General features: G+C 55.0%; 23 protein-coding genes and 1 tRNA gene. 7 read left to right on the forward strand and 17 right to left on the reverse strand.

Translation table 11 applies throughout. From position 1 onward, the window contains the following. Window positions 1-35 precede the first annotated feature (35 nt). From ACP7IZ_RS00835 to ACP7IZ_RS00845, 3 genes are read right to left on the reverse strand one after another with little or no spacing between them, the layout of a single operon-like run. Window positions 36-1,310, reverse strand: a complete 1,275-nt coding sequence (locus ACP7IZ_RS00835) for a RodZ domain-containing protein (protein WP_426847470.1) — start codon at window positions 1,308-1,310, stop codon at window positions 36-38. Further along, a complete protein-coding gene (locus ACP7IZ_RS00840; RefSeq protein ID WP_170315280.1) occupies window positions 1,303-2,385 on the reverse strand; it encodes an NAD(P)H-dependent flavin oxidoreductase in 1,083 nt (360 codons plus the stop codon). The genes ACP7IZ_RS00835 and ACP7IZ_RS00840 overlap by 8 nt, the downstream gene beginning before the upstream one ends. Beyond that, window positions 2,378-3,631, reverse strand: coding sequence for an aspartate kinase (locus tag ACP7IZ_RS00845; protein ID WP_426847471.1), 1,254 nt, complete (start codon window positions 3,629-3,631; stop codon window positions 2,378-2,380). Before ACP7IZ_RS00845 ends, ACP7IZ_RS00840 begins: the two co-directional genes overlap by 8 nt. Before the next feature lie 172 nt (window positions 3,632-3,803). On the opposite strand from ACP7IZ_RS00845, the gene ubiG reads away from it, so the two are divergent. After that, a complete protein-coding gene (ubiG, locus tag ACP7IZ_RS00850; protein ID WP_426847472.1) occupies window positions 3,804-4,544 on the forward strand; it encodes a bifunctional 2-polyprenyl-6-hydroxyphenol methylase/3-demethylubiquinol 3-O-methyltransferase UbiG in 741 nt (246 codons plus the stop codon). Window positions 4,545-4,598: 54 nt separating this feature from the next. On the opposite strand, the gene ACP7IZ_RS00855 is transcribed toward ubiG, so the two are convergent. The 5 genes from ACP7IZ_RS00855 to ACP7IZ_RS00875 form a co-directional block, all read right to left on the reverse strand. Continuing rightward, complete coding sequence (locus ACP7IZ_RS00855; protein WP_426847473.1) at window positions 4,599-5,861, reverse strand: lactonase family protein; 1,263 nt, start codon at window positions 5,859-5,861, stop codon at window positions 4,599-4,601. 31 nt (window positions 5,862-5,892) lie between these two features. Next, window positions 5,893-6,405 carry a DUF2147 domain-containing protein gene (locus ACP7IZ_RS00860; RefSeq protein ID WP_426847474.1) on the reverse strand — a complete coding sequence of 171 codons (513 nt, stop codon included), beginning with the start codon at window positions 6,403-6,405 and terminating at the stop codon, window positions 5,893-5,895. Between the two features lie 131 nt (window positions 6,406-6,536). After that, the gene (locus tag ACP7IZ_RS00865; RefSeq protein ID WP_426847475.1) at window positions 6,537-7,022 is read right to left on the reverse strand and encodes a DUF1178 family protein; all 486 of its coding nucleotides are present in this window, start codon (window positions 7,020-7,022) and stop codon (window positions 6,537-6,539) included. 20 nt (window positions 7,023-7,042) lie between these two features. Continuing rightward, entirely contained in the window at window positions 7,043-7,309 is a 267-nt protein-coding gene (gene grxC, locus ACP7IZ_RS00870) for a glutaredoxin 3 (RefSeq protein WP_426847476.1), read from the reverse strand. 49 nt (window positions 7,310-7,358) lie between these two features. After that, a complete protein-coding gene (locus ACP7IZ_RS00875) occupies window positions 7,359-8,126 on the reverse strand; it encodes a double zinc ribbon domain-containing protein (RefSeq protein WP_426847477.1) in 768 nt (255 codons plus the stop codon). Window positions 8,127-8,198: 72 nt separating this feature from the next. On the opposite strand from ACP7IZ_RS00875, the gene ACP7IZ_RS00880 reads away from it, so the two are divergent. Then, complete coding sequence (locus ACP7IZ_RS00880) at window positions 8,199-9,074, forward strand: methyltransferase domain-containing protein (RefSeq protein WP_426847478.1); 876 nt, start codon at window positions 8,199-8,201, stop codon at window positions 9,072-9,074. Between the two features lie 12 nt (window positions 9,075-9,086). Here ACP7IZ_RS00880 and moaA read toward each other — a convergent pair whose 3' ends face one another. From moaA to ACP7IZ_RS00900, 4 genes are all read right to left on the reverse strand, one after another. Beyond that, the gene (gene moaA, locus ACP7IZ_RS00885; RefSeq protein ID WP_426847479.1) at window positions 9,087-10,103 is read right to left on the reverse strand and encodes a GTP 3',8-cyclase MoaA; all 1,017 of its coding nucleotides are present in this window, start codon (window positions 10,101-10,103) and stop codon (window positions 9,087-9,089) included. 138 nt (window positions 10,104-10,241) lie between these two features. Beyond that, window positions 10,242-11,651 (reverse strand): phosphoglucomutase/phosphomannomutase PgmG, encoded by a 1,410-nt coding sequence (pgmG, locus tag ACP7IZ_RS00890; protein ID WP_426847480.1) that lies wholly within the window; start codon window positions 11,649-11,651, stop codon window positions 10,242-10,244. After that, window positions 11,651-12,541, reverse strand: a complete 891-nt coding sequence (galU, locus tag ACP7IZ_RS00895) for a UTP--glucose-1-phosphate uridylyltransferase GalU (protein WP_006115192.1) — start codon at window positions 12,539-12,541, stop codon at window positions 11,651-11,653. Before galU ends, pgmG begins: the two co-directional genes overlap by 1 nt. Before the next feature lie 335 nt (window positions 12,542-12,876). Then, window positions 12,877-12,963 (reverse strand) — tRNA-Leu (locus tag ACP7IZ_RS00900). Window positions 12,964-13,035: 72 nt separating this feature from the next. Between ACP7IZ_RS00900 and lipB the strand changes: the two genes are divergently transcribed. Then, window positions 13,036-13,737, forward strand: coding sequence for a lipoyl(octanoyl) transferase LipB (gene lipB, locus ACP7IZ_RS00905; protein WP_426847481.1), 702 nt, complete (start codon window positions 13,036-13,038; stop codon window positions 13,735-13,737). Here the strand turns inward: lipB and ACP7IZ_RS00910 are convergent. After that, entirely contained in the window at window positions 13,718-14,290 is a 573-nt protein-coding gene (locus ACP7IZ_RS00910) for a LolA family protein (RefSeq protein WP_426847482.1), read from the reverse strand. The genes lipB and ACP7IZ_RS00910 overlap by 20 nt on opposite strands. After that, a complete protein-coding gene (locus tag ACP7IZ_RS00915) occupies window positions 14,290-14,628 on the reverse strand; it encodes a BolA family protein (protein ID WP_426847483.1) in 339 nt (112 codons plus the stop codon). The genes ACP7IZ_RS00910 and ACP7IZ_RS00915 overlap by 1 nt, the downstream gene beginning before the upstream one ends. A gap of 51 nt (window positions 14,629-14,679) precedes the next feature. On the opposite strand from ACP7IZ_RS00915, the gene ACP7IZ_RS00920 reads away from it, so the two are divergent. The 3 genes from ACP7IZ_RS00920 (at window position 14,680) to cobT (ending at window position 18,327) form a co-directional block, all read left to right on the forward strand. Next, the gene (locus ACP7IZ_RS00920) at window positions 14,680-15,300 is read left to right on the forward strand and encodes a J domain-containing protein (RefSeq protein WP_006115188.1); all 621 of its coding nucleotides are present in this window, start codon (window positions 14,680-14,682) and stop codon (window positions 15,298-15,300) included. An 89-nt stretch (window positions 15,301-15,389) separates the two neighbouring features. Further along, window positions 15,390-16,397 carry a cobaltochelatase subunit CobS gene (gene cobS, locus ACP7IZ_RS00925; RefSeq protein WP_063353944.1) on the forward strand — a complete coding sequence of 336 codons (1,008 nt, stop codon included), beginning with the start codon at window positions 15,390-15,392 and terminating at the stop codon, window positions 16,395-16,397. Between the two features lie 13 nt (window positions 16,398-16,410). Further along, window positions 16,411-18,327, forward strand: a complete 1,917-nt coding sequence (gene cobT / locus ACP7IZ_RS00930) for a cobaltochelatase subunit CobT (protein WP_426847484.1) — start codon at window positions 16,411-16,413, stop codon at window positions 18,325-18,327. A 30-nt stretch (window positions 18,328-18,357) separates the two neighbouring features. On the opposite strand, the gene ACP7IZ_RS00935 is transcribed toward cobT, so the two are convergent. Both ACP7IZ_RS00935 and ACP7IZ_RS00940 read right to left on the reverse strand, forming a co-directional pair. After that, the gene (locus ACP7IZ_RS00935) at window positions 18,358-19,803 is read right to left on the reverse strand and encodes a pyridoxal phosphate-dependent decarboxylase family protein (RefSeq protein ID WP_426847648.1); all 1,446 of its coding nucleotides are present in this window, start codon (window positions 19,801-19,803) and stop codon (window positions 18,358-18,360) included. A gap of 24 nt (window positions 19,804-19,827) precedes the next feature. Further along, the gene (locus ACP7IZ_RS00940) at window positions 19,828-20,823 is read right to left on the reverse strand and encodes a bile acid:sodium symporter family protein (protein ID WP_426847485.1); all 996 of its coding nucleotides are present in this window, start codon (window positions 20,821-20,823) and stop codon (window positions 19,828-19,830) included. A 47-nt stretch (window positions 20,824-20,870) separates the two neighbouring features. On the opposite strand from ACP7IZ_RS00940, the gene ACP7IZ_RS00945 reads away from it, so the two are divergent. Beyond that, window positions 20,871-21,821: a DUF945 family protein gene (locus ACP7IZ_RS00945; protein WP_063353943.1), complete on the forward strand. Its 951-nt coding sequence runs from the start codon at window positions 20,871-20,873 to the stop codon at window positions 21,819-21,821. A 52-nt stretch (window positions 21,822-21,873) separates the two neighbouring features. Here ACP7IZ_RS00945 and mfd read toward each other — a convergent pair whose 3' ends face one another. Further along, on the reverse strand, window positions 21,874-25,350 hold the full coding sequence (mfd, locus tag ACP7IZ_RS00950) for a transcription-repair coupling factor (RefSeq protein WP_426847486.1): 3,477 nt from the start codon (window positions 25,348-25,350) through the stop codon (window positions 21,874-21,876). Window positions 25,351-25,396 lie beyond the last annotated feature (46 nt).

Below are 25,396 nucleotides of genomic sequence, written 5' to 3' on the forward strand. Positions count from 1 at the left end.
ATTTGGCTACACATAATACGCGCGAAGGTGCCATTCTAGTGTGAACCCATGCCCTGAAGCTGGCGCGCATTCAAATCATCAGCGCTTGGTTCGGCTTGCACAGGCGCGGCCCGACGGCGTGTGCGGGGTGCAGTTTCCTTGGGCTTAAGCGCCTGTTCCGAGGCTGCCAGATCTGTCTGCGCATCTGTTGGTATCCCTGATACCGCATTGGGCGCAGGGGCTGCAACATCTGCATGCATCGGCGGTGTGGCAACGTTATTTTGCGCGGCAGGTGCGGCCAATGTACCATCACGCACGCTCTGCGGTGTTAGCACCATTTTGCGGCGTACAGCACCGTTGCGCCCTAAAGGCGCTGTCAGCACATCCCCCATACGCAAAACAATGCCACCCGCATTGCCTACGGTCAGGCTATAGGGGCCACCTTCTACCGGCACATTCCATTCCTCATCAGGTTGTAAAATGTGATCGTAAACAACCTTGCCGTTGGCATCCTTCACCTGCACCCAACTGGCAGCAAGCGCCTTCAGCACGATCTGATTATCAGCAACTGCCTCAGAAGGAGCCGCTGGCGTTGCAGCAGGTAGCGTTTGCGTGTTGGGTTGTTGGGGAGTTTGTGCAGATGTTGCGCCAATATCACCAACTGGCTGCGTTGCTTCCGGTGCTACGGCGCCTTCAGGCGAAGCACTTCCCGCACCTTGTGCGTTCGATGCCGGTTCAGAACCTGATGGCTTAGGCTGCGCAGAGGGTGGCAAAGGTGCTGGAACGGCACTTTTGTCCGGCAAAATGGAAGCCACCTGCGGAGAAGGCGCATTATGCGTCTGCTCACCAGGCAGAAGGCTTGCCACTGGCGGCACACGCTCCGGAGCAGGTGGCGTGTGCCCTGTAAAGTAATACCAGCCCACATAGCTGGCCAGAATGACCGCAAGCCCAAGAGAAATGGACACAGCCGGCGGAATACGCCGATCTGGCGGCGGATCTGGAAACACAAGTTCTGGCTGCCGAATGGCGTTACGCGTTTCCTGCCTGTAGCGCTCCACCATAGGGTTTGGATCAAACCCCAAAGCCTGCGCATAGGCCCGTAAAAACCCAAGCGTATATACTTCCGCCGGAAGCACATCCGCTTTTCCGGTTTCCAGCGCATCCAGATATGCATCTCGGATGCGCAGATACGCGGCAACATCATCCAAGGACCAGCCAAGCTGTTCGCGGCGTTTGCGCAGCGCGCCCCCTACCCCGTATGTACCAATATCGGGGAGCGGAGGCAGAGCAGCCGGCTGCTCCTGTTCAGAACTTGGGGCGTTTTCAGCCATCAGCATCCATGCGGCGTTGTTGACGGATCAGCGCTATCACGGCCTGATCTATCAGGTCAGCAATAATCTGGGCCACCGGCTGCACAGATTTCACCATGCCAACAGATTGCCCGGCCATAACAGAGCCTTCTTCTACATCTCCATCAATAACCGCGCGCCGCAAGGCACCCGCCCAGAAATGTTCGATTTCCAGCTGCGCATCCTCACGCGTGAGGTCACCAGCCTGAAAGCGGCGGATAACATCGGCCTGATGCGCTACAAATTTACGCCCACCCTCATTGCTGATGGCCCGCACCGGAATAACCGGAAAGCGTTCATCAAGCTGAACCGAGGTCGTAGCATCACGCGCATTGGCCCGCACAAAAGCTTTTTTAAAGTTTTCGTGGGCAATGCTTTCCTCTGCCGCAGCAAAACGTGTGCCAAACTGGCCACCAGCCGCGCCCTGCTCCAGATAGGAAACAAGCGCATCACCACGGCCAAGGCCGCCAGCCACAAAAACCGGCACGTTCTGGATATGCGGCAGAATTTCCTGCGCCAGCACAGTTAGCGAAACAGGGCCGATATGGCCACCTGCTTCTGCACCTTCAATGACCAGCGCATCCACACCCATCTTGATCAGCCGCTTGGCCAATACCAATGCAGGGGCAAAGCCTATAACCTTGGCGCCACCATCCTTGGCGGCCTTAATGGCGGCGCTGGGCGGAATACCGCCTGCCAGCACAATATGGCCCACCTTGGCATCCAGACACACCTGCACTAGCTCATCCAACTGAGGGTGCATGGTAATCAGGTTTACGCCAAAAGGACGATCTGTCAGCGCACGGGTAGCGGCAATTTCCTCAGCCAGACGGGCTGGTTCCATAGCGCCACAGGCAATCACACCAAATCCACCTGCGTTGGAAATGGCGGATACAAGGTGGCGTTCACTCACCCAAGACATTGCCCCAGCCAAAATGGCGTAAGGCGTTCCCAGAAAATCCGTCCCCCTCTGCCACAACTTATCCAACCGCGTGCGGGCGCGCTGCCACTCTTCAGACGTAGGAGCGGGATTCAGGCTGCTTGCAATATCAGACATCATCAAGACCATAGGCCGTATGCAGCGCACGTACTGCCAGTTCGGCATATTCTGCGGCTACCAGCACGGAAACCTTGATTTCGCTGGTGGAGATGGCCTGAATGTTGATGGAGCGTTCAGACAGCGTGCGGAACATGGTGCTGGCAACACCTGCATGGGAGCGCATGCCGCTGCCCACCACACTCACCTTTACGATATCCGGGTCTGTTTGCAGTTCTTCATACTGCACAGCGCCGCGCACGCTTTCCAGAATGCTGATAGCGCGTGGCAGATCGGTCTTGCTGGTGGTGAAGGTCATGTTTGTGGTGCCATCTGCGCCGGTGCTCTGCACGATCATGTCCACATTCACATTGGCTTCGCTCAATGGGCCAAAAATTGCCGCCGCAATGCCCGGACGGTCAGGAATACGCCGAACCGACAGTTTGGCTTCATCACGGGAGTAGGCAATGCCGGTGACCAGTTTCTTTTCCACGATTTCGTCCTCATCCACCACCATAGAGCCGGGAAGGTGACCTTCCGTAACTGCGGGGCCATCTTCAAAGCTGGAAAGCACCTGCACACGCACGCGCTCGCGCATGGCAAGGCCTACACTGCGTGTTTGCAGCACCTTGGCGCCAACAGATGCCAGCTCCAGCATTTCTTCATACGTAATTTTGTCCAGCTTACGCGCCTTGGGCACGATTCTGGGGTCTGTGGTGTAAATACCGTCCACATCCGTGTAGATATCGCACCGATCCGCCTTAATGGCAGCGGCAAGCGCCACGGCAGATGTATCCGAGCCCCCGCGCCCCAGCGTGGTTACGCGGCCATCTGGCCCAACACCCTGAAAGCCTGCCACAACCGGCACCATACCTTCGGCCATGCTGCCCAGCAGACGCGCGCCATCTATCGAATCGAGGCTGGCCTTACCGTGCAGGGAATCCGTAAGAATAGGCACCTGCCACCCGGCAAAGGAGCGCGAAGGCACGCCAAGCTTTTGCAAGGCAATAGCCAGCAAACCACTGGTTACCTGCTCACCCGTTGCCACAACGGCATCGTATTCGCGCGCATCATACAAAGGAGAAAGAGACTGACAGAACCCAACCAGCCGGTTGGTTTCTCCTGCCATGGCTGAAACAACCACCAGCACATCGCAGCCTGCGTCTTTCTGTTTTTTGACGCGCTCGGCCACGGCTCTGATACGGTCAAGATCCCCCACGGATGTCCCGCCGAATTTCATGACGATCCGGGGTGCGGAACCGGACATAGCTTTATTCTCCACCAAACAGGCCGTAAAACGCATTGCACCAGCCCTTCCCGCCACCTGCATAGCGGAAAAGACGCATGGGAACGGTTGCGCTGCTTCACAAGCCGCGTCACATACCTCTCCCGGCCCCCTTTCGTCCAGCGGGGAGACCAGCAGGAAAGGAATTTGTTGTATGCACGCCACCCGAGAGGAAGCGCCTTCCTCTGTTTCTTCCGAGGAAATTGCCCGCTTTAGCGCTCTGGCAGACAAGTGGTGGGATCCAACAGGCCCCATGCGCCCCCTGCATGCCATGAACGGCCTGCGGATTGAATGGGCCAGCCGCCACCTGCCCATGCGTGGCCGCAAATCACGCAAGCCGCATGTGCTGGATATTGGCTGCGGCGCTGGGCTGGCCAGTGAGGCCCTGGCAAAAGCCGGATATAACGTATTAGGGCTGGATGCATCGGCCAATGGTATTGCCGCTGCACAGGCACATCTGGAAGCCAACCCGCTTCCTGCCGGTTCTGGCACGCTCCATTATCGCCAAGGCAGTGCGGAAGAACTGGTGGCCGAACACGCCAAGTTTGATGCCGTGATGGCTTTAGAAATTATAGAGCATGTGACTGATCCTGAAGCATTTATGATTATGCTGGCTCAGCTTGTAGATGCCAATGGCACGATCATTGTTTCTACCATGAACCGCACCCTGCGTTCCTTGGCTGTCGGCAAGATTGGGGCGGAATATTTGTTGCGCCTGCTGCCTGTTGGCACGCACGAATGGCGCAAGTTTATCCAGCCTTCCGAACTGGGGCGCTATGCCCGCGCCGCTGGCCTGCGGATGGTTGCCATTTCTGGCATGGCCCCCGGCATTGGCAGCTGGAAAGAAACGCGGGACTTGGGCATTAACTACATCGCTGCCTTCAAAAAAGACTGATATAGAATTTACTTTTAATATCAGTGTGTTTCTGACGCTTTCTTACCGAACATGTTAAGCAGGAAGCGTCAGAAACTCAAAGCAGGTTGGGCTGCCAATGGGTGTAAAATCCCACGTAAAGCCAATCTTGCCGGTGGTTTTATCTACCCGGAAAGATGTGATGGAATCACTCCGCTGGTTGGCCACGTATAAATAGCTGCCAGTAGGATCAAATTTGAGCGCCCGCCCGTAATCGGCATGTGTCCAGATTTCATCCACCAATGTTAGGCCACCATCCTGCGCCACCTGAAACACAGCTAGAGAATCGCCCAAGCGGTTAGACACGTAAAGAAAATGCTCATCGGGTGAGAACAGAATACCCGCAGCCAGCGTGCTCCCCCGAAAATGTGCGGTTAAGCTACTTACGGCCTGTTGCGGTGCAATATCTCCTGTTTTGGCATTAAAATTTGCCACCACCACTTTGGAATCCTGTTCGCACAGAATGTACAGCCGCAAGCCATCCGCAGAAAACTGAAAATGCCGCGGGGCGGACCCCGCTGTCATGGTGGTAAACGGCTTTTTGGCCGGGAACAGACGCCCCGTATCCAGGTTGATCCCATACACATACATTCTATCCAACCCGGCATCTGCCACCGCCACAAAGCGGCCGGATGGGTCTGCATGGATCATATGTGGGTGAGAGCCTGAGTGGTCACTTATTGCAAAGTTACCCGGCGGATTATCCGAAGCCCGATCAGGCATACGTGGGCCAGTATTGTGGATGAGGGTTGTTATCGGCCCCAAGGAACCATCTTTTTGCACGCGCAACAGTGCAAAGTTCCCACCCGTATAATTGGCCACCATAACGTATTTACCAGAGGGATGGACGCTCAGATGCGCCGGATCTGCCCCACCAGAAGAAACGGTATTCAGCTTTGTTAACGCGCCCGTGCCATGATCTACCGAAAAAGCCGTGACGGCCCCGGTATTTTTTCCTTCAAAATCATTGATTTCGTTAACGGCGTAAAGAAAACGCTTATCCGGAGAAAATGCGATAAAAGAAGGGCTGGCAACATCTGTAAATGTATTCAGATGGTTGAGAGAACCCGTTTTACGGTCCATTTCAAAAACCGTAATGCCATCCCCATTGCCGCCCGGCGGCCCGTGCTGCGTATAGCCGCCTACATAACATAAAATACGCTCTGGCGGCGGTGGGGTTGCGGCATCCTGTGTATCGGGCGCAGGCGTGTTATCGTCTGCCCGCACATAGGTGCTTCCCAAAAAACCACACGCCAGACCACCCAGCCCGAAAGCACGACGCGAAAACGAGCCGCTCATAATCCTGTTTTTCTCCTTAATTCGCGTATGCTCAGGGCATCTTGCAGACAGGCCCCATTGGCGGGCCGGAATACCGTGTCCATGTCTGTGTTTCACCAAAAATGGGCAGGCCCAGATAACCGCGCAGTTTCAGCACACCAGATTGGGGAGACCAGATCCGGGCGTCATACTTATGGCCACTATCGGGATCCAGAATATTCCCTTCCCACTTGTTTTTTTCATCTTTCAGCGGACGAAAATCCGTTAGCATCAAGAGGTTACACTCGGTTTTTCCATCATGCCCCTTGGGAACATCCGTGCCATCGTAGCGCAGGCCAATCAATCGGCCGCAAACGGTTTCCCCACATTTTTCAATCTTAAAAACGCCGTCATGGTCTTGGCTCAGCCAGTAGCCCATCAGGCTGTCTTCATCCCCCAAGGCAACAGAATCTGCCATTGCAGGCTGAGAGATAGCAGGAAGCAGCGCGGCAGATATGCCTAATACAGACGAAAGAAAAAAAGCCCTAATTCCGGTTCGAGCGCCGCGCGCCATGAAGTTTTTCATGCTCTCTTTCTCCTTCGCCCAGCCCTGTTTCCAACATATAATTTTTACGTAACCGGCTGGTTTGCCCTGTTAATTTGGGCACCGTAACCCCTGCCTGCCACCCCCAACACTGTTCCGACAACCCCGAAAAATTAGCTGTCGGTCTTGCGTACCCACGGAAGCGGCAGCACATCAACCCCTTCATCTTCCAGCATTTCGCGCTCTGATGCCGTCATATCTCCATAGATACTGCGTTCTGGCGCTTCTCCATGATGAATACGCAGGGCTTCATCCGCAAAATTGGAACCCACGTTTTCGCAGTTTTCTTCCACCGCGGCTCTGATCTGGCGCAAAGCGCTTATCAGATTATCTGGCGCTACAGGTTCTGCCTGTTGCGGTGCAGGTGGTGCTTCGGGTTGCTGTTGTGGCGTTGTTTCGGGTTTGGAAGGTTCCGTTTGTTTCGGGTGCGAGCGGCCCTTTACAATGGCGGGTGCCATAAGGGCCTGCTCTACCTTAGCCGTGCCACAAATGGCGCAGCTCAGCAGGTTTTCCTGCTTCAGGCGTGCAAAAGCGGTGCTATCCCGATACCAGCCTTCAAACGTATGCCCATTTGCACAACAGAGCTGATAACAGATCATCCGCTTTTACCTCCTGCCTTTCAGTTTTCACCCAAGCCCAGAGCTGCATCCAGCTTGCCTTGGCGCTCTAGTGACATCAGATCATCACATCCGCCCAAGCACCGATCTCCTACAAAAACCTGCGGTACAGTTGTGCTGCCACCAGAACGGCGGATGGCATCTTCACGTTCCTGCGTGCCACGCGGGGCGTTAATTTCCTTGAACGGCACTTTTTTGCGTTCCAGCAATGTAACGGCCCGTATGCAAAAAGGGCATCCCGGCTGCGTGTAAATTTCGATTTCAGGCATAAACATTTTCCTTCTGTGTTTTGGTAAGTCCGGCTTTTACACCGCACATCTATTCTGGAAGGTTTATATCAACTTCTGGCCGCGCAGGCACCAGCCCCGCCACTAAAAGACTGACATCCAGCACCCCGGCCTGCCTTAATGCCTGCACGCAGGCCGTAGCTGTAGCACCTGTTGTGAGCATGTCATCCACCAACACAACAGAACGTCCGTGCAGTTTTTGCTGCCATTTTGGCCTAAATGTAATGGCGCTTTGCATTTCCTGCTGCCGTTCCTTGCGAGAAAACCCAGCTAATTTTGTTGTGGCGCGCGTACGCATAAGGGCATCAGGCAGCACCTGTAAATGCTTTACACGTGCCACTTCAGCCGCCAGCAGTGCTGCCTGATTGTAACGGCGCCGGAGCAACCGCCACCTATGCACAGGCACAGGCACCAGCAACACATCTGGCTGCAGAATATCTTGCCCTATCTGCACCATACGTTGCGCCAGAAAACGTGCGTTTTCTGTTCTATCTGCATATTTTAGCTGTAAAATAAGATCTCTGGCGGCCGCCGTATAAACAAAAGCCGCCCGCGCATGTTGCCATGCAGGATGATGCTGCTCACACGCAGCGCACAAACCCGTATGCCCCAAACTTTCCTGCGAGGGCTGAGGCGCTGCACAAGCATCACAAAATGGGCGGCTAATTGATTGTAGGCGACCAAAGCAGGAAACGCAGGTTGCCCCATGCTGCGCCACGTCTGCCCCACACAATACGCAACTTGGCGGATACAAAACATCCATCAAAACCGTGCCTAATTTGCGTATTTTTAGTTGCATTTCAGGGGTTCACACAAAATTTCCCGGCCTCTATCCTTGGCAAACCACAGGGAAGCACGCACATGTTCTAAAATGGATGTGCCCGTAATTTTTGATCGCAAAGCTGTAAGGCTGCACCGTGAACGTGCAGCCCGCACCCAGCACGCCACTGCCCCCATACTGGAAGCGGCAGCAGATATTCTGCTGGATCGGCTGGATGATGTCATGCGTTCATTTTCCAGCGCGCTGGATATTGGGGGCCGAGGCATTATCTGCCAAGGGCTGAAACGTAGAAATATTCCAACCATTACCTGCGATCTTTCAGAAGCACAGGCACGTTGCGCATCCACCCCAAGCCTTTGCGCTGATGAAGAACGCCTACCCTTTGCCCCCGGCAGTTTTGATCTGGTGATTGCCAGCCTTTCCCTACATTGGGTGAATGATCTACCGGGCCTATTCCACCAAATCCGCTCTATTCTGCGGCCTGATGGGCTTTTTTTAGCCAGTATTCCCATTTTACCTACGTTGCGGCCTTTGCGGCAGGCGTTGGAAATGGCTGAACTGGCATTAAGCGATGGTGTTTCACCCCGCGTATCACCTCTGCCTACGCAACAAAGCTGTGTCTCGTTACTTCAGCGTGCCGGGTTTGCGTTGCCGGTGGTGGATACAGAAACACTGGAGCTGCGTTACCGCTCCTTACGGGCATTGATGGCAGATTTACGCGCGGCGGGAGAAACCAATGCGCTTGCCCTGCGCTCTCGCGCCATTCCGCCACGCTTGCTGTTTCCTGCCGCCGCGCATGAACTAGAGGATGAACAAGCAGAGAGCTTTTGCATGCCATTGCATATGGCAATACTTGCTGCGTGGTCTCCCTCTGGCAATCAGCCGCAACCGCTTACACCGGGGCAATTTACACATTCGCTGCATGATGTGCTGCAACAGCAGCCGCATCCTTTAACCAAACCATAAGCAAACAGGTTTTTACCCGCCTGTAACGCTCATATGCCGTTGGGGGCCAGAAACATCAGCTTCCGATGCGCCAAGCAGGAAATCATGCCCTTTAGGTTTGCGGGCGATAGCATCCTGAATAGCTTTTTCCAGCGCGGCATCATTGGCGCCAGCCCGCATCAGACTGCGCAAATCTGCGCCATCCTCCTGCCCCAAGCAGGTATAAAGCCGCCCCGTGCAGGACAACCGCACCCGGTTGCATGTTGCACAAAAATTATGGCTCATCGGGGTAATCAGCCCCAACCTTCTGCCGGTTTCTCCCACCCGCAAGTAACGGGCCGGGCCGCCGGTAACATCCGGAATGGGCGTAAGCGTCCAACGCCTCGATAAATCAGCTTTTACATCCAGCAACGGCAGATAGCGGGATGTGCGATCTTCCCCCGTGTCTCCCATTGGCATGGTTTCAATCAGGCACAAATCTGCGCCGATTTCCCCACACCATGCCAGCAGCGTATCAAATTCATCATCATTCACACCGGCCATAGCAACGGTGTTGATACGCAGCGCCAGCCCGACATCTCGCGCTGCGCGTATGCCTTCTAGCGTAGCCGCCAGTTTGCCCCGGCGGGTTATTTGCGCAAACCGGGCTTCATCCAACGTGTCCAAGCTTACATTCACACGCCGCACACCTGCATCAAACAAGGTTTGCGCATACTGGGCCAAGTGGCTGCCATTGGTTGTAAGAGTGAGCTCTTCCAACTGGCCCCGATTATCCGAATGCTTGAGCCATGTGCCCAGTTCCTGAAAAAACGGGCCAATATCACGGCGTACCAAAGGCTCTCCGCCTGTTATACGCAGGCGGCGCACACCGTGCTGCACAAACACACGGCATAGGCGCAACAGTTCATCGTAATCCAGAACATCTGAGCGCGGCAGAAAGGTCATGCGTTCGGCCATGCAGTATGTGCACCGCATGTCGCACCGGTCTGTTACCGATACACGCAGGTAAGAAATCCGCCGCCCGGCAGGGTCCGTTAAAGAGGACAACATTGGTTCTCTATATCAGAAACCAACCCCACATAAAACGACAGTTTGAAGGTTGGTCAAGGAAAAACACATTGCTTCTGATAGCAAAGCGGGCAGCCCTGAAAGAACTGCCCGCTTTACATAACACCCTACGCTAAAAACCTAGTGGCCAGAACTGTTGCCTGAAAAATCTGGGCGCGGCAGAGCAGAAAGCTCAAGTTGCTTCACCACGGCTTCCTTCAGGCGCTCCAGACACGCTTCTGTCCGGCCTTCTGCACGCGCAACCAGAACAGCCTGCGTGTTGGATGCTCGCAGCAGCCACCAGCCATCTGGGGTATTCACGCGCACACCATCAATTTCGGAAATATCCGCACCTTGCTTACGCAGGCGTGCAGCAACTTCCTCAACCACCTTGAACTTGCGATGGTCATCACACTCAAAACGCACTTCCGGGGTGGATGTGGTTTTGGGTAGGGATTCACGGAACGCAGAAAGTGGTTCATCCATACGGGCAACAATATCCAGCACGCGCACACCGGCGTACAGGGCATCATCAAAGCCGTACCATTTATCTGCAAAGAAAATATGGCCAGACATTTCACCGGCCAGAGGTGAGCCCGTTTCCGCCATTTTGGATTTGATAAGAGAATGGCCGGTACGCCACATCAGTGGCTTGCCACCTGCACTTGCCACTTCATCAAACAGCACCTGGCTGGCCTTAACATCGGCAATAATGGTGCCCCCTGAATGAGCCTTCAGCACATCACGCGCCAGCAGAATAAGCAGTTGATCACCCCACAGAATTCCGCCTGTGTTGTCCACCACGCCAATGCGGTCTGCATCACCATCAAATGCGATACCCAGATCAGCCTTATTTTCGCGCACAGCGGCAATAAGCTGTTCCAGATTTTTAACAACCGTTGGATCAGGATGATGTACGGGAAAAGTGCCGTCAATTTTAGCGTTTAGCACAATGTGCTCGCCCGGCAGCTTTTTCACCAGCATTTCCAGAACTTCACCGGCGGAGCTGTTGCCGTTATCCCAGACAACTTTCAGCTTGCGCGGGCCGCCAACGTAATCTTTTACAAGGCGCTCCACATATTCTTCACGAATATCTACATCGCGCACGGTGCCTTTTTCTTCTGGCACCACATCGCCTTTGGCCGACAGATCACCCAGTTCCCGTATCTGAGCACCGAAGAATGGCTTGCCAGCCAAAGTTATTTTAAAGCCGTTGTGATCAGGCGGATTATGGCTGCCTGTTACCATAATGGCGCCATCGGCCTTAAGAATAACAGACCCGTAATACAGCATGGGTGTGGGGCCACGCCCCACACGCACCACATCCAGCCCGCATGCTACGGCACCGCGCACCAGCGCTTCTTCCAATGAAGGAGAAGACAGGCGGCCATCATAGCCCACAACCAGTGTTTTGCCGCCACTGCGGCGCACAACACTGCCAAAAGTGCGGCCAATGGCAAACGCATCATCGGTTGAAAGGGTTTTACCGACAATTCCGCGAATATCGTATTCACGCAGGCTGGTAGCTTCAAACCTATGTGTAAAAGACATTAGGCTCTATCTGTGTATTTTTTCAGAAACGCCTTTACGCCATCAGCAAGATCCGGCCGTTCCAGAGCAAAGGCGACCTGCGCTTCAAGGAAGCCAAGTTTATTACCGCAATCAAAGCGGGTGCCTTCATACCGCAGGCCGTGAAAAGGCACCTGCCCAATGGTTTTTGCCATGGCATCTGTCAGCTGCACTTCACCGCCAGCGCCTTTTTCCAGCTTGGCAAGGTACGGCATAACTTCTGGGGTCAGCACATAGCGGCCAATGATGGACAGGTTGGAAGGCGCATCTTCTGGCTTTGGTTTTTCAACCAAGCCTTTTACTTCCACAAGGTGGCCATCATCCTTGCCGGTATCCAGAATACCGTAACGGTTTGTTTGTTCACGCGGCACTTCTGTAACCGCCACAACGCTACCGCCTGTTTCATTATACGCATCGGCCAACTGCTTCAGGCAGCCTTTACCGGGTGCGGCCTGCACAACATCATCTGGCAGCAGGATAGCAAACGGGTCATCCCCAATAAAGGAGCGTGCACACCAGATAGCATGCCCAAGGCCCAGCGGTTCTTGCTGACGCACGGCAATAAGAGAGCCTGCCTCAATAGAGCTGGGCTCCAATGCTTTCAGGCAGTCAAGCTTATGGCGCTCTCTAAGCGTATCTTCCAGCTCATAAGCAATATCGAAGTAATCAATAAGAGAGTCCTTACCGCGGCCCGTAATCAGGCAGAACTCTTCAATCCCGGCTTCACGCGCTTCATCAATCGCATACTGGATCAGCGGCCTGTCAACAACAGGCAGCATTTCCTTTGGCATGGCCTTGGTTGCGGGCAGAAAGCGCGTTCCCAATCCCGCAACAGGCAGGACTGCTTTACGTAAAGGCTTGGGTTTGGACACGAATACAACACCTTAAAAAACGGGTTAAACCTCAACCACTAGAACCACCCTGCCCGCAGAGACCCCCTGCCAACAACACGGCTCTGAAGAATGCAGAAAAACCCACCCAACGCGCAAAAACGCGTGTGCGTGTTTTAGGCCACACTCTACATGGCTTTTATTTTACACATCTAAAACCATGCGCCTATTCTAAAAACCGGAAAAGAGAGGCGTGAATATGACAATTCATGCACAAAAATGCAGAATTATACTCTAGCAGAACAGCTATGCACCCAACAGGCAGAGAGCTCTGCTGTATTTTATTGCTCTGATTTAATTTTGTTTTTGAAGAAATGTGGTGCGGCCGAGAAGACTCGAACTTCCACGGGGTATTCCCCCACAAGCACCTCAAGCTTGCGCGTCTACCATTCCGCCACGGCCGCACGTGACAATCGGCACCAGAAGAGCGATACCGTTGGTGAACAGCCCTATAGCCGAAGCAGGAACGTGCGGCAATGACAAAAGAACAGATTTTATGGGAAATCAGCAAAAAACTGGTTCCGTACCCTCAGGCACTCAGCCGCATGGAAAGCATGGCCCGTAGCATACGTGCGGGAGAAACCGCAGAACGCGTGTGGTTGCTGGAACATCCACCACTTTATACTTCAGGCACATCCGCCAAAGCAGAAGACCTTTTTAACCCCGCAAACTACCCCACGTATCACGCAGGCCGCGGCGGGCAATGGACATATCATGGCCCCGGGCAAAGAACTGCTTATGTGATGCTGGACCTACAACGCCCCCACGGCCCCGTGCCGGGAAGAGACCTGCGGGCTTATGTACATGCACTGGAATCGTGGGTGATTGGTGCATTGGCCCATTTTGGCATTCATGGTGAAGTGCGCGAAGGCCGCGTGGGTGTATGGGTAACAGACCCCAAAACCGGGAATGAGGAAAAAATTGCCGCTATTGGGGTACGTGTTTCCCGCTGGGTAAGCTGGCATGGCGTTGCCATTAACCTAGACCCCAACATGACGGATTTTGAGGGCATTGTGCCCTGTGGGATCAGAGAATTTGGCGTAACCAGCTTTCGCAAGTTGGGGCTTTCCACCACCATGCAGGAGCTGGACCACGCGCTGGCCCAATCCTGGGCCAACACATTTGGCAGCGTGCCTTCCGCCTTGCGGGAAGTGGCCGTTACACAGGTTCCAGACTGATGGAAATAACATGCCTGCGTTCATCCACAATCTGAATGGAAGAAAGCGCAAGCCTGTTTGCCACATCATGAAAAACCAGCGTGACCAACCCCTGTGAAGGATTATCCGTGCGTGTGAGCGAAAGCTGCAACACGCCGGGTTGTTTTTGCACGTTGGTAACAGTCACCTCACCAGACAACACAACAGGGTTGCCCATAAGCAACCCCAGCGGGTTATGGGCCAGACCAATACGGGTTTGAGAGCCCTGCTGGGCATCGGTAAACACAGCATGATGGCCAGAAGCCCGAAGCTCCATTTCATGCGGTGCCGTATAGTGCATGTATAATGATCCGGGCTTGTAGGTAATTAACCCACCCCCACGGCTGCCATTGGCCCATGTTTGAAGAAACGGGGCGTTTTCCAGATCCACAGTACGGAAATAATTTTCTACGCGCGCAACATCGGCATTTTTTACGCCAGAGGGGCCCTGCATGGCCTGCCCGGCACAGGCTGCCAACGCCAGAGGGGCCAGCAAGGCAAATGCGCGCCGGTTTAATTTTAAGCCTTTGCGCATTATGCCACCTTCTCGGCTTCCTGCGGTGTGCGCAGGGTAAGAGCCAGCGCATGCAAACCGCTGGAAAATTCCGGGGCTAAAGCTTCATGCACCATGCGGGAGCGATTCACGCGGTTAACGCCTTCAAAAGCAGCAGAAACCATAAGCACCCGAAAATGCGTTTCCGTGGCACCTGCCTCTGGACCGCGCACCATGGCTTTATGATGTGCGTGGCGGTGGCTTTCATCCTCAATTTCCAACACAGTGGGGTTGAATGTTTTTTCCAGAACATTACGAACCCGCTGCATACGCACACCTTCTGCCTTGGAAAGAGCCGAAGAATCTGAAAGACTGGTCATATCCCTGTTTACCTCTTGCTACAGATGCTTTTGCACCGCACATAACGCTAAATGATTAAACGTAGGAACACCCGCCCCCGCGCGTTCGATCCTGATCCTGATGCACCAGCACGTTGCTGTGACATGCCGAGCTGTCAGGAACAGGCTGGTTACCGTGCCCCCCGCTCGCGCGATGCGCTGAACCAGTATTACTGGTTCTGCCTCAACCATGTTCGGGAATATAATGCGCGGTGGGATTATTATAAAGGCATGAGCCCTGGCCAGATTGAAGCGCATCTGCGCGCAGATATCGGGTGGGACCGGCCAACATGGGCTTTTGGCCAAAGCGCCAAAGGTGCAAAGCGCGCCACACCCAATGAAGAGGATATTCTGGACCCGCTGGATATTCTGGGCCAGAACCGCCGCTCCCGTGCTGAGCGCGCACGTGCGCAGGCTTATCAGGAGCGCACATCCGCCCCTGCGGCATTGCGGGAACCTTTGGCCATTCTGGGGCTTTCTTGGCCTGTTAGTATGGAAGAAGCCAAAAGCCATTACCGGGCATTGGCGCGCAAACACCATCCGGACACCAATAACGGAGACCGGAATGCCGAAGAACGGCTTAAAAAAATCAATGTTGCCTTCACGATTGTGAAGACCCATCTCTTAACCGAAAGCCTCGAAAAAGCGCTGTAATGATGTATGCTGCATTTTAAGGCATCATATATTTTCGGTTGCTTTGCCTTTTTTCTTTCCTGTCAGACAAAGAGCGCAGACATATAGCCATGACGGATATTTCCAGCCAGTCCAACGCTTCCGAACTCCCGCCCATTTCAGCCATTTCCGTACCAGATATGGAAGTAAGTGTGCGTGATGTGTTCGGCCTTGATTCTGACATGAAGGTGCCTGCCTTTTCCATTCGCACAGAACATGTGCCAGAAGTGGATAAGGCTTATCTGTTCGACCACGATACCACGCTGGCCATTCTGGCAGGCTTTGCCTTCAACCGCCGCGTGATGGTACAGGGCTTCCATGGCACCGGCAAATCTTCCCACATTGAACAGATTGCCGCACGCCTGAACTGGCCGTGCATTCGCATCAATCTGGACAGCCACATTTCGCGCATTGATCTGATTGGCAAGGACGCCATTGTGGTGAAAGACGGCCAGCAGATTACCGAATTTCAGGAAGGCCTGCTGCCGTGGTGCCTTCAGCGCCCCTGCGCATTGGTGTTTGATGAATACGATGCAGGCCGCGCTGATGTGATGTTTGTGATCCAGCGCGTGCTGGAAGTGGAAGGCAAACTGACCCTTCTAGACCAAAACCGCGTGATCTCCCCCAACCCGTTCTTCCGCCTGTTTGCCACGGCCAACACCGTTGGGCTGGGTGATACAACCGGGCTGTATCACGGCACGCAGCAGATCAACCAAGCCCAGATGGATAGGTGGAATATTGTCACTTCCCTGAACTATCTGCCGCACCAGCAAGAAGTGGGCATTGTATGCGCGCGTCTGGGCATTGCAGAAGATGACAAAGCCACGCGTGATAAAATTGATAACATGGTGGCGCTAGCGGCCCTCACCCGCTCCGGCTTTATGGCGGGAGACCTCTCCACCGTTATGTCTCCACGTGGGGTTATTGCCTGGGCGGAAAATGACCGCATCTTCAAAGATGTAGCCTTTGCCTTCCGCGTCACCTTCCTGAACAAGTGTGATGAAGCCGAACGCGGCATGGTAGCAGAGTATTATCAGCGCTGCTTCAATGCCAGCCCGCTGCCCGGCCGCACTGCCTGAATCGGATTTCTTCATGGCTGATCGCACCAAAGGCCCGCCTGCTCCCAACACACCGTCTCTCTCTCGGGAGCAGGCGGAAAAACGGGCAGACACTTTCAAACAGGCCACATCTGCCGCTTTACGCGCCATAGGCGGACAAAAAGAGGCAGATGTTTCCTTCCACAGTGGCAACATGCCGCTGGCCCCGATCAGCCTTGGGGAAAAAGTGCGGCTCCAATCTCCCTCTCTCAATCTGAGTGAGGAAGAAAGGCAGCGCATTCGTGGGGCAGCAGATGCACAGGCGCTGCGCCTGAAACACCATGACTTTGCCCTGCACGCCGCCCGCCAACCTGCCGAAACACAGGCGCGTGATGTGTATGATGCACTGGAGCAAGCCCGAATCGAATCTGTAGGCGCGCGCCACATGAAAGGCGTGGCGGCCAACCTGCGGCATCGGCTTGAACAAGATATACGTGCATCCGGGCTAGACCGGATGACAGAGGCCTCTCAGCTTTCCCCCGTGGTGGGGCTGGAACTGCTGGCGCGTGAAAAACTAACAGGCCAACCAGTTCCTGAACCTGCGCAGGCCATTTTAGAAAAATGGAAGCAGACGCTGCCACCCAACGCGTTAAGCGCCTTGGATGAAATGGCAAAGCATCAGGCGGACCAGGCTGCATATGCACGCGCCAGCCGCCAACTTATGGCTGCCTGCGCCCTGACAGAAGATGACACGGCATCTGAAGACATGGATGCCAACAACGATTCTTCCGAAGCTGCAGATTCGCAAGATGATTCAAACCCACCGCCCCCAGATCAGGAAGAAAATACATCTCCTCAACAGGAGGAGCAGGAAGAGGAAATCTCTCAACCTCAACTGATGGCCGGCAGCAGCGAATCTTCTTCAGAATTTGCAGAAGACGAACGTGATGCCAGCATGGGGGAAGGTACGGGGGAAGCCGCAGGCCCCGGCCGCCAGCCGGAAAATGAACCCGGCCTGACAGCCAGAGGCTACCACCCCTACACCACCCAGTTTGATGAAGAAATTCGCGCAGAAGAACTGTGTGACCCAGAAGAACTCTCTCGCCTGCGGCATCAGCTTGATCTGCAATTAGCCACCTTGCATGGTGTGGTGTCTCGGCTTGCCAACCGGCTCCAGCGCCGTTTGATGGCGCAGCAAACCCGCTCTTGGTCTTTCGATCTGGAAGAAGGCATTCTGGATGCAGGCCGCCTATCCCGCATTGTGGTCAACCCCATGCTTTCCCTATCCTATAAGCAGGAAAAGGATACGGAATTCCGCGATACGGTTGTAACACTGCTGATTGATAATTCCGGCTCCATGCGCGGACGGCCTATTTCTGTTGCCGCATCGTGCGGGGATATTCTGGCCCGCACGCTGGAACGCTGCGGCGTAAAAGTGGAAATTCTGGGCTTTACCACTCGCGCATGGAAAGGTGGCCAAAGCCGGGAACTCTGGTTGCAAAACGGCAAGCCGCCTGAACCGGGCCGCCTGAATGATTTGCGCCACATTATCTATAAATCAGCAGATATGCCGTGGCGGCGTGCGCGCACCAATCTGGGCCTGATGCTGCGTGAAGGCCTGCTGAAAGAAAACATAGATGGTGAAGCCCTGCTTTGGGCATGGAACCGCATTAAAAACCGGCAGGAAGCCCGCAAGATTTTGATGGTGATTTCAGATGGCGCACCGGTGGATGACAGCACACTTTCCGTCAATCCGGCGTCCTATTTGGAAGACCACCTGCGCGCTGTTATCGATATGATTGAGAACCGTAGCCCGGTGGAACTTACTGCCATTGGTATCGGGCACGATGTTACCCGCTATTACCAAAAAGCCGTTACCATTACAGATGCGGAGGAACTGGGGGGAACTATGCTCCAGTCCCTTTCCGCTCTGTTTGAAGAAAAACGCCGGCCGCGCAAACGCGCACGTTAAGGAAAAACACGCCGCCCGCCCGGCTTTTGTTTAGGCCAGCGGGCGGCCCAAACGGGCTTGAGCCAGATCTGCCAAGCCAGCCAGCATGATATCTGCATCTTCCTTGGTTGTGCGGTGGTTTACAATAGCCGCACGAATAGCCAACTTGCCGTAAATGCGCGTGGTAGATGGCGCGGCAATGCCGCTTTCCTGAAGATCCTTCACCAGTTCCGCATTAAGCGTATCCAGATCATCCACATCAGGCACATCCACCCGAAAACACACAATATTCAGCGTTACCGGAGCCAGCAGCGTAAGGCCGGGTGTATCCGCCACGCGGGATGCCAGATACTGCGCCACCGTGCAGGATTGCGCCACCACATGGCCCAGCCCTTGGGTGCCAAACCCCGCCAGCGTGAACCATACCTTAAGCGCACGAAAACCGCGTGAAAGATCTGGCCCCAAATCACAAAACCATGGGGCATCCGCCGCCAACCCACGATCCTCGCGCGAGAGATAGGCTAAGGACTGCGCAAAGGTTGCCGCTTGCCGCCCCTGTTCACGCACCAGCACGCAGCCTGCATCGTAAGGCACCTGCGCCCATTTATGAAAATCGAAGGCAAGGCTATCGGCTCGCTCCAGCCCCTTGAGTAATGGGGCATAGTCTGGCGCCAACTGTGCCAACGCCCCAAATGCTCCATCTACATGGAACCAGAGCTTTTCGGCCTTTGCGTAATCTGCCAGATCATCCAGCGGGTCCACACTCCCGGTATCTACAGTGCCTGCCGTGCCGACAACCAGAAAAGGCTCGTATCCATCTGCCCTATCCTGCGCCACCATGCGGCGTAGAGCCTGCATATCCATACGGAATGCGGCATCTACTGGCACGCGGCGCAGGGCCTTCATGCCCAATCCGGCCATATCAAATGCCCGGGCTACACAACCATGTGCCGTTTGTGCGGCGTATCCTACCAGCTTACGGCCTGCCACGCCTTGCTCGCGCAAATCCGCACCATCTGGCACTGCGCGGCTAGCCGTAAGAATAGCAATAAAATTGGCCATGGAAGAACCGGTTACCAACACACCGCTGGTAGTATTCGGAAAGCCGAACATTTCCGCTGCCCAGCGGATAACCATGCGTTCCACTTCTACCGGCGCGTGGTTGCGCCCACCCAGATTGGCGTTTAGGCCCGCAGCCAACATTTCTGCCAGCATGCCCTGTGCCGTGCCGCCGCCATGCACCCACCCCATAAAACGCGGGTGCCGATTGCCGACAGCATAAGGCTGGACTGTATTGGCAAACTGCTCATACAGCCCTTCAAGCGCCTGTGCGCTTTGGGGTAAAGGAGCCTGCTTAAAGTTCTGCCGCAATGTATCTGGCATAGGCTGCCACACGGGGCCTTTTGCCACGTTTTTTATGGACTCAAGCATGTCATCCAACATGCGGTGGCCTAGTGTGCGCAATTCTTCCCAGTTTTCTGGATCTAACCCGGCCACTTCTGTTTTCTCCAATATCCGTATTCAGGATGCGTGACGTATCTCTGGCTTTTGCTCATGCTGTTCTGCCTTCTGTGTCATACGGGCAAAACGGCGGGCCAGAACAGCGCACACAAAAAGCTGGATCTGGTGATACATCATAAGTGGCAGAACAATCATCCCCACCGATGCAGGCGGAAACAGCACGTTGGCCATAGGCACCCCGGATGCCAGCGTTTTTTTGGAGCCACAGAACACCACGGCAATTTCATCTTTAAGTGGCAGGCCAAAAGCGCGGCCAGCAACAATGGTGATGCCCAGCACAACAAACAGCAACACGGCATCCACCAGCGCAATCACGCCCATTTCTGTTACCGGTAGCTTGTGCCACAGCCCTTGCATAACGGCATCACTGAACGCTGCATACACCACCACCAGCACAGAGCCTCGGTCTGAAAAAGACAGCAGTTTTTTATTGCGGTGCGCCCACGGACCAAGCCACGGTTGCAACACCTGTCCCAAAATAAACGGCAGCAAAAGCTGGTAAACAATATCCAGCGGGTTACCGGCCGCGCCCCCATGCTTGCTCAGAATCAGCCCCACCAAAACGGGCGTAATAAAAATACCCAGAACATTGGAGGCCGTGGCCGCACACACCGCCGCAGGCACATTGCCCCCGCCAATGGATGTAAAGGCAATGGAAGACTGTACCGTAGAAGGCAGGCAGCACAAAAACAGCACGCCCATCCAGATTTCAGGCTGCATCAGGTTGGGCAGCAGTGCGTGGCCCAATAGCCCCAACAGAGGGAACAACACAAAGGTGCAGCACAAAATAAGCAGGTGCAGCTTCCACGCTACCAAGCCATCCACCACAGCCTTGCGAGAAAGCCTTGCTCCTTGCAAAAAAAACATCAGGGCAATCAGGCTAATGGAAAGCCACCTAAAAACCGGAACAGCTGCCCCATGACAGGGAAAGAACGTTGCCAGCAGCACAGCGCTGACCAACCCCATTAAAAAAGGGTCCATTTTCAAAAACCGCACGCGCCTGCCCTTTCGTTTTTCTTTCTGGCTTCTTTCTGGTTGCCTGCCTGTTTTACTTACGGCACCCTTTGGTTGAAATGAAGCAGTATACTTTCCTGTCCCTCTCCGTTCTCGGTGCTGTGAGCATTTATGCCACAGTTACTGCGGCTCCGGCTTTTGCGGCTCCTCCTTCTGGCTGCGCGGTGGTTTCCCGCGCTTCTGGGCAGGAAACGGCGCAAGGCGTTACCTACCAGAATCTGGTGTTACGCACGCCAGATGGCGGCACAACCTTTAAGGCTGGCCACCTAACCCTGCATGGTTCTGGCGAAACGCCCGAAGCCACGCATGATCTGGCAGATGCGGCCTCTCTGCTCCTGATGTCCGCCATGACGGGGCATCACAATGCCGCGTGCACAGATTGGCTGAACACACAGGGCAAACGCGTGCTGGCGGGCCTTCAGGCCGGTAAAAGCTATGATCTAACATGGCAAAACGCCACGCTGGCGCACGGGGCTGCACAGGTAACAGTCAATACCGCGCGCTATCAGATGCAGGGCGGCAGTGCGACGGCTTCGGCATCATTGGGGATGGATGGGGTAAGCTTCCATAACGTTGCCAATCAGGATCTGCTGCCCACAGCAGCCCATGCCACGTTCTCGCTTCCCGCTGCGGAAGTGCCCGCCCTTATGAGCGCCATTGGTGGCCGCAGTGCCAGCGCTCCGGCTGTGCATGCCACCATTTCCAGCTTTGATGCCACGCAGGGTGAGGCTTCTTTGCACGGCAATGGTGTGGCAACGCTGACAGGCAATGTGAACAACACATCAGCCTCTGGGCATCTGGAAATTACCAATCTGGAAACACTTATTGATAAGGCCCGCACCGCCAAACAGATGAAGCTGGCCGCAGGCATGGTTGTGGCCCGTTTGGTCAGCCACAAACATGGTGAACAGAATACGTGGGATACAAAATGGGAAAGCGGCGTACTCACCGTAAATGGCTTCCCCATTCCGCTTAAATAAACAAACGCGCCGGAGGGGATGCTTTTAAGCCCCTCCGGCTCTCTGGGCCTTGTTAGGCCATTTCCATTACTTTTTCGCACATACCGGCCAGGTCTTTCAAAACACGCCGGGCCAGATCTATGCGCTGCACGTTCGTCAGTTCGCGCACAACCGCCATTTTATGGTCTGGGCGTAGGCGGACTGTGCCATCCTTCCATTTCCCCATCCACTGCACCAACCCTGCCGGGTTGCGGAAGGTGTTGTTACGGAATTGCAGCACCATGCCTTTAGGGCCAGCCTCTACACGCTCCACCCCGGCCTGACGGCACAGGCGCTTAAGCTCTACAATATCCAGAAGGTTTTTTACCTCCGGCGGCAGAGAACCAAAGCGATCTATCAGCTCGGCTTCCATGGCTTCCAGTTCCGCATCGGATGCCAGCGCGCTGATACGACGGTAAAGCCCAAGCCGGACGGGCAAATCTGTTACATATTCATCCGGGATCAATACGGGCAGACCCATGACAATGTTGGGGGTCCAATCCCGATCTTCTGCGGCACGGCGATTTTTATCTGAGCGCAGGTCGGCCACAGCGTCTTCCAGCATCTGCTGGTACAGTTCGATCCCCACTTCACGCACATGGCCGGATTGTTGATCGCCCAGCAAATTACCCGCGCCACGCAAATCCAGATCGTGCGAGGCCAGCGTAAAGCCAGCACCCAGCGTATCCAGCGTTTGCATTACTTCCAGCCGCTTTTCCGCAGAAGCTGAAAGCACATGTGTTTGTGGCCATGTGAGGTAAGCATAACCTCGTTGCTTGCCACGCCCCACACGCCCGCGCAGCTGATAAAGCTGCCCAAGGCCAAACATATCTGCCCTATGGATAATCAGTGTATTCACCGCGGGCATATCCAGCCCACTTTCCACAATATTGGTGGAGAGCAGAATATCGTATTTGCCGTCTGAAAACTCGGTCATCACCCGTTCCAGTTCGGTGGCGGAAAGGCGGCCATGTGCCTGTATCAGCCGGGCATCAGGCACAATGGCCGTAAGCCGTTCGGCCAGCCTGTCCAGATCCTCAATACGCGGGGCCACGCAGAAAATCTGCCCACCACGGAAGCGTTCGCGCTGGATGGCCTCCCTGATCACCACGCTATCAAACGGCATGATGAAAGTACGCACCGCCAGCCTGTCTGTTGGTGGGGTGGCAATCAGGCTCATTTCCCTCACGCCGGAAAGCGAGAGTTGGAGCGTACGCGGCAATGGTGTGGCGGAAAGTGTAAGCACATGCACATCTTCGCGCAGGGCTTTCAGCTTTTCCTTATGAGACACGCCAAAGTGCTGTTCTTCATCAATAATCAGCAGTTCGAGCGAGGCAAACTGAACCGTTTTGGCCAGCAGTGCATGCGTACCGATAACAATGTTCACGCTTCCATCTGCAATGCCCTTACGCACTGCTGTTGCTTCCTTACCCGTTACCATGCGGGAAAGTTGCGCCACCTTGATGGGAAAGCCCTCAAACCGTGCGGCAAAGGTGCGATAATGCTGCCGCGCCAACAAAGTGGTAGGCACCACAACAGCCACCTGCCCGCCAGACATGGCCGCCACAAACGCCGCGCGCAATGCTACCTCGGTTTTACCAAAGCCGACATCACCACACACCAGCCGATCCATTGGTCGGCCGGAGGACATATCTTCCAGCACATCAGCAATAGCGCGTGCCTGATCATCCGTTTCTACAAATGGGAAGCGGGCACAGAACTCATCCCACTGCCCCTCCGGCGGAACCAGTTCTGGCGCTTCCTTCAACGCCCGCATGGCGGCGGTTCTGATAAGCTCACCCGCCATATCGCGGATGCGCTTTTTCATTTGCGATTTACGGTTCTGCCATGCCGTGCCGCCCAGCTTATCCAGCGCAACACCAGCTTGGTCTGATCCAAAGCGGCTAAGCAGTTCAATGTTCTCTACAGGCAGATAGAGTTTCTGTCCGCCATCATACAGCAGGCGCAAGCAATCATGCGGGGCTACGCCTACACTTACTGTTTCCAGCCCATCGTAACGGCCTATTCCGTAATCCTGATGCACCACCAGATCACCGGCTGAAAGTTCGCTGGCTTCGGCAATCAGTTCATCAGCACGGCGGCGGCGGCGCGGTGGACGACCAATACGTTCACCCAACAGATCCTGTTCAGAAACAAACGCCAGATCATCCGCAACAAAGCCGCGTTCCAAACCAAGGGTCAGCAAACCAACCGGGCCGGGTTTGGCTTTGTGGGCTTGCTCCCATGTCTCATATGTTTGGGTGGGTACGCCGTGCTCTCGCAGTAATGTGGCAATGCGCTCGCGCGAGCCTTTGGTCCATGCGGCCACAAAAGCGCGGCGCTTAACCTGCGCCCATTCCTTTACCTGATCCCCCAAGAGCGTAAACACCTGCTCACGCTGGGCACCGGGCACAATTTTGGAGAACATCTTACCCGGACGGCCGCCTACATCTACACCGCCGGCGCCCTCGGGTTGTGCATAGGGGCTAAATGCCACCACAGGCACACGGGCCAAGCTGGCATCCCACCCTTTTTCATCCAGATAGAGCAAATGCGGAGGCAGCGGACGGTAGGGTATTTCCCCTTCCCGCACAGGCTGGCGGCGGGCCTGATAGTGATCTTCTATCATTTCCAACCGGGCTTTAAGCACATCCTCAGCCTGATGTTCGAGCGAAACAGCCACATCGGGCAGATAATCAAATAGCGTTTCTAAGTGATCATGGAACAAAGGCAGCCAGTGCTCGATACCCGGATGCCTGCGCCCGTCTGAAATATGTTCATAAAGTGGGTCAGACGTTGCGGCAGGGCCAAAGGCATCACGCCAGCCGGTGCGGAAGCGTGAAATGCTTTCCTTATCCAGTGAGAATTCGGAAACGGGGCAAAGTGTCAGCCCATCGCGCTTGGCGGTAGAACGCTGGGAACCGGGATCAAACGCGCGGATGTTCTCAACCTCATCGCCAAACAGATCAAGCCGCAGGGGTTCACCCGCCCCGGCGGGATACAAATCAAAAATACCGCCACGGGTTGCAAACTCCCCGGCTTCCATCACGGTATCCGTGCGGGTGTAGCCATTGGCGATCAGCAACTCGATCAGAAAGCCCTGATCCAGACTTTCCCCTGTGCGGATGGAAAGAGATTGCCCCTCAAACGTTTTACGTGGGGCAACACGTTGCACAACGGCGTTCACCGTAGCCAGCACAAGCCGTGGGCGACCTTTTGCGGGTTCCAGCAAGCGCGTAAGGGTGGAAACACGCTCGGCCACAATGGCAGGGTTGGGAGAAACCCTGTCATACGGCAGGCAATCCCATGCGGGAAAACGCAGCACTTCCACATCAGGCGCTACAAAGGCCAGCATATCATTCAGGCGGGCCATAGCGGCATCATTACGCGCAATATGCAGCACGGGGCCTTTATGATCCCGCGCACGGCGGGCCAGCAAAAGGGCATCATACCCTTCTGGCACGCCCCATACGGTTGCTATCCGCTTTTGTGCGCCTGTTTGTGCTGTCATCCCGGTATCCGCCTGTTCTGCTTAAATACGCAAACCCCGCAAGCCG

It is taken from the genome of Acetobacter sp. AAB5 (assembly GCF_050106715.1).
GTDB lineage: Bacteria > Pseudomonadota > Alphaproteobacteria > Acetobacterales > Acetobacteraceae > Acetobacter > Acetobacter oryzifermentans.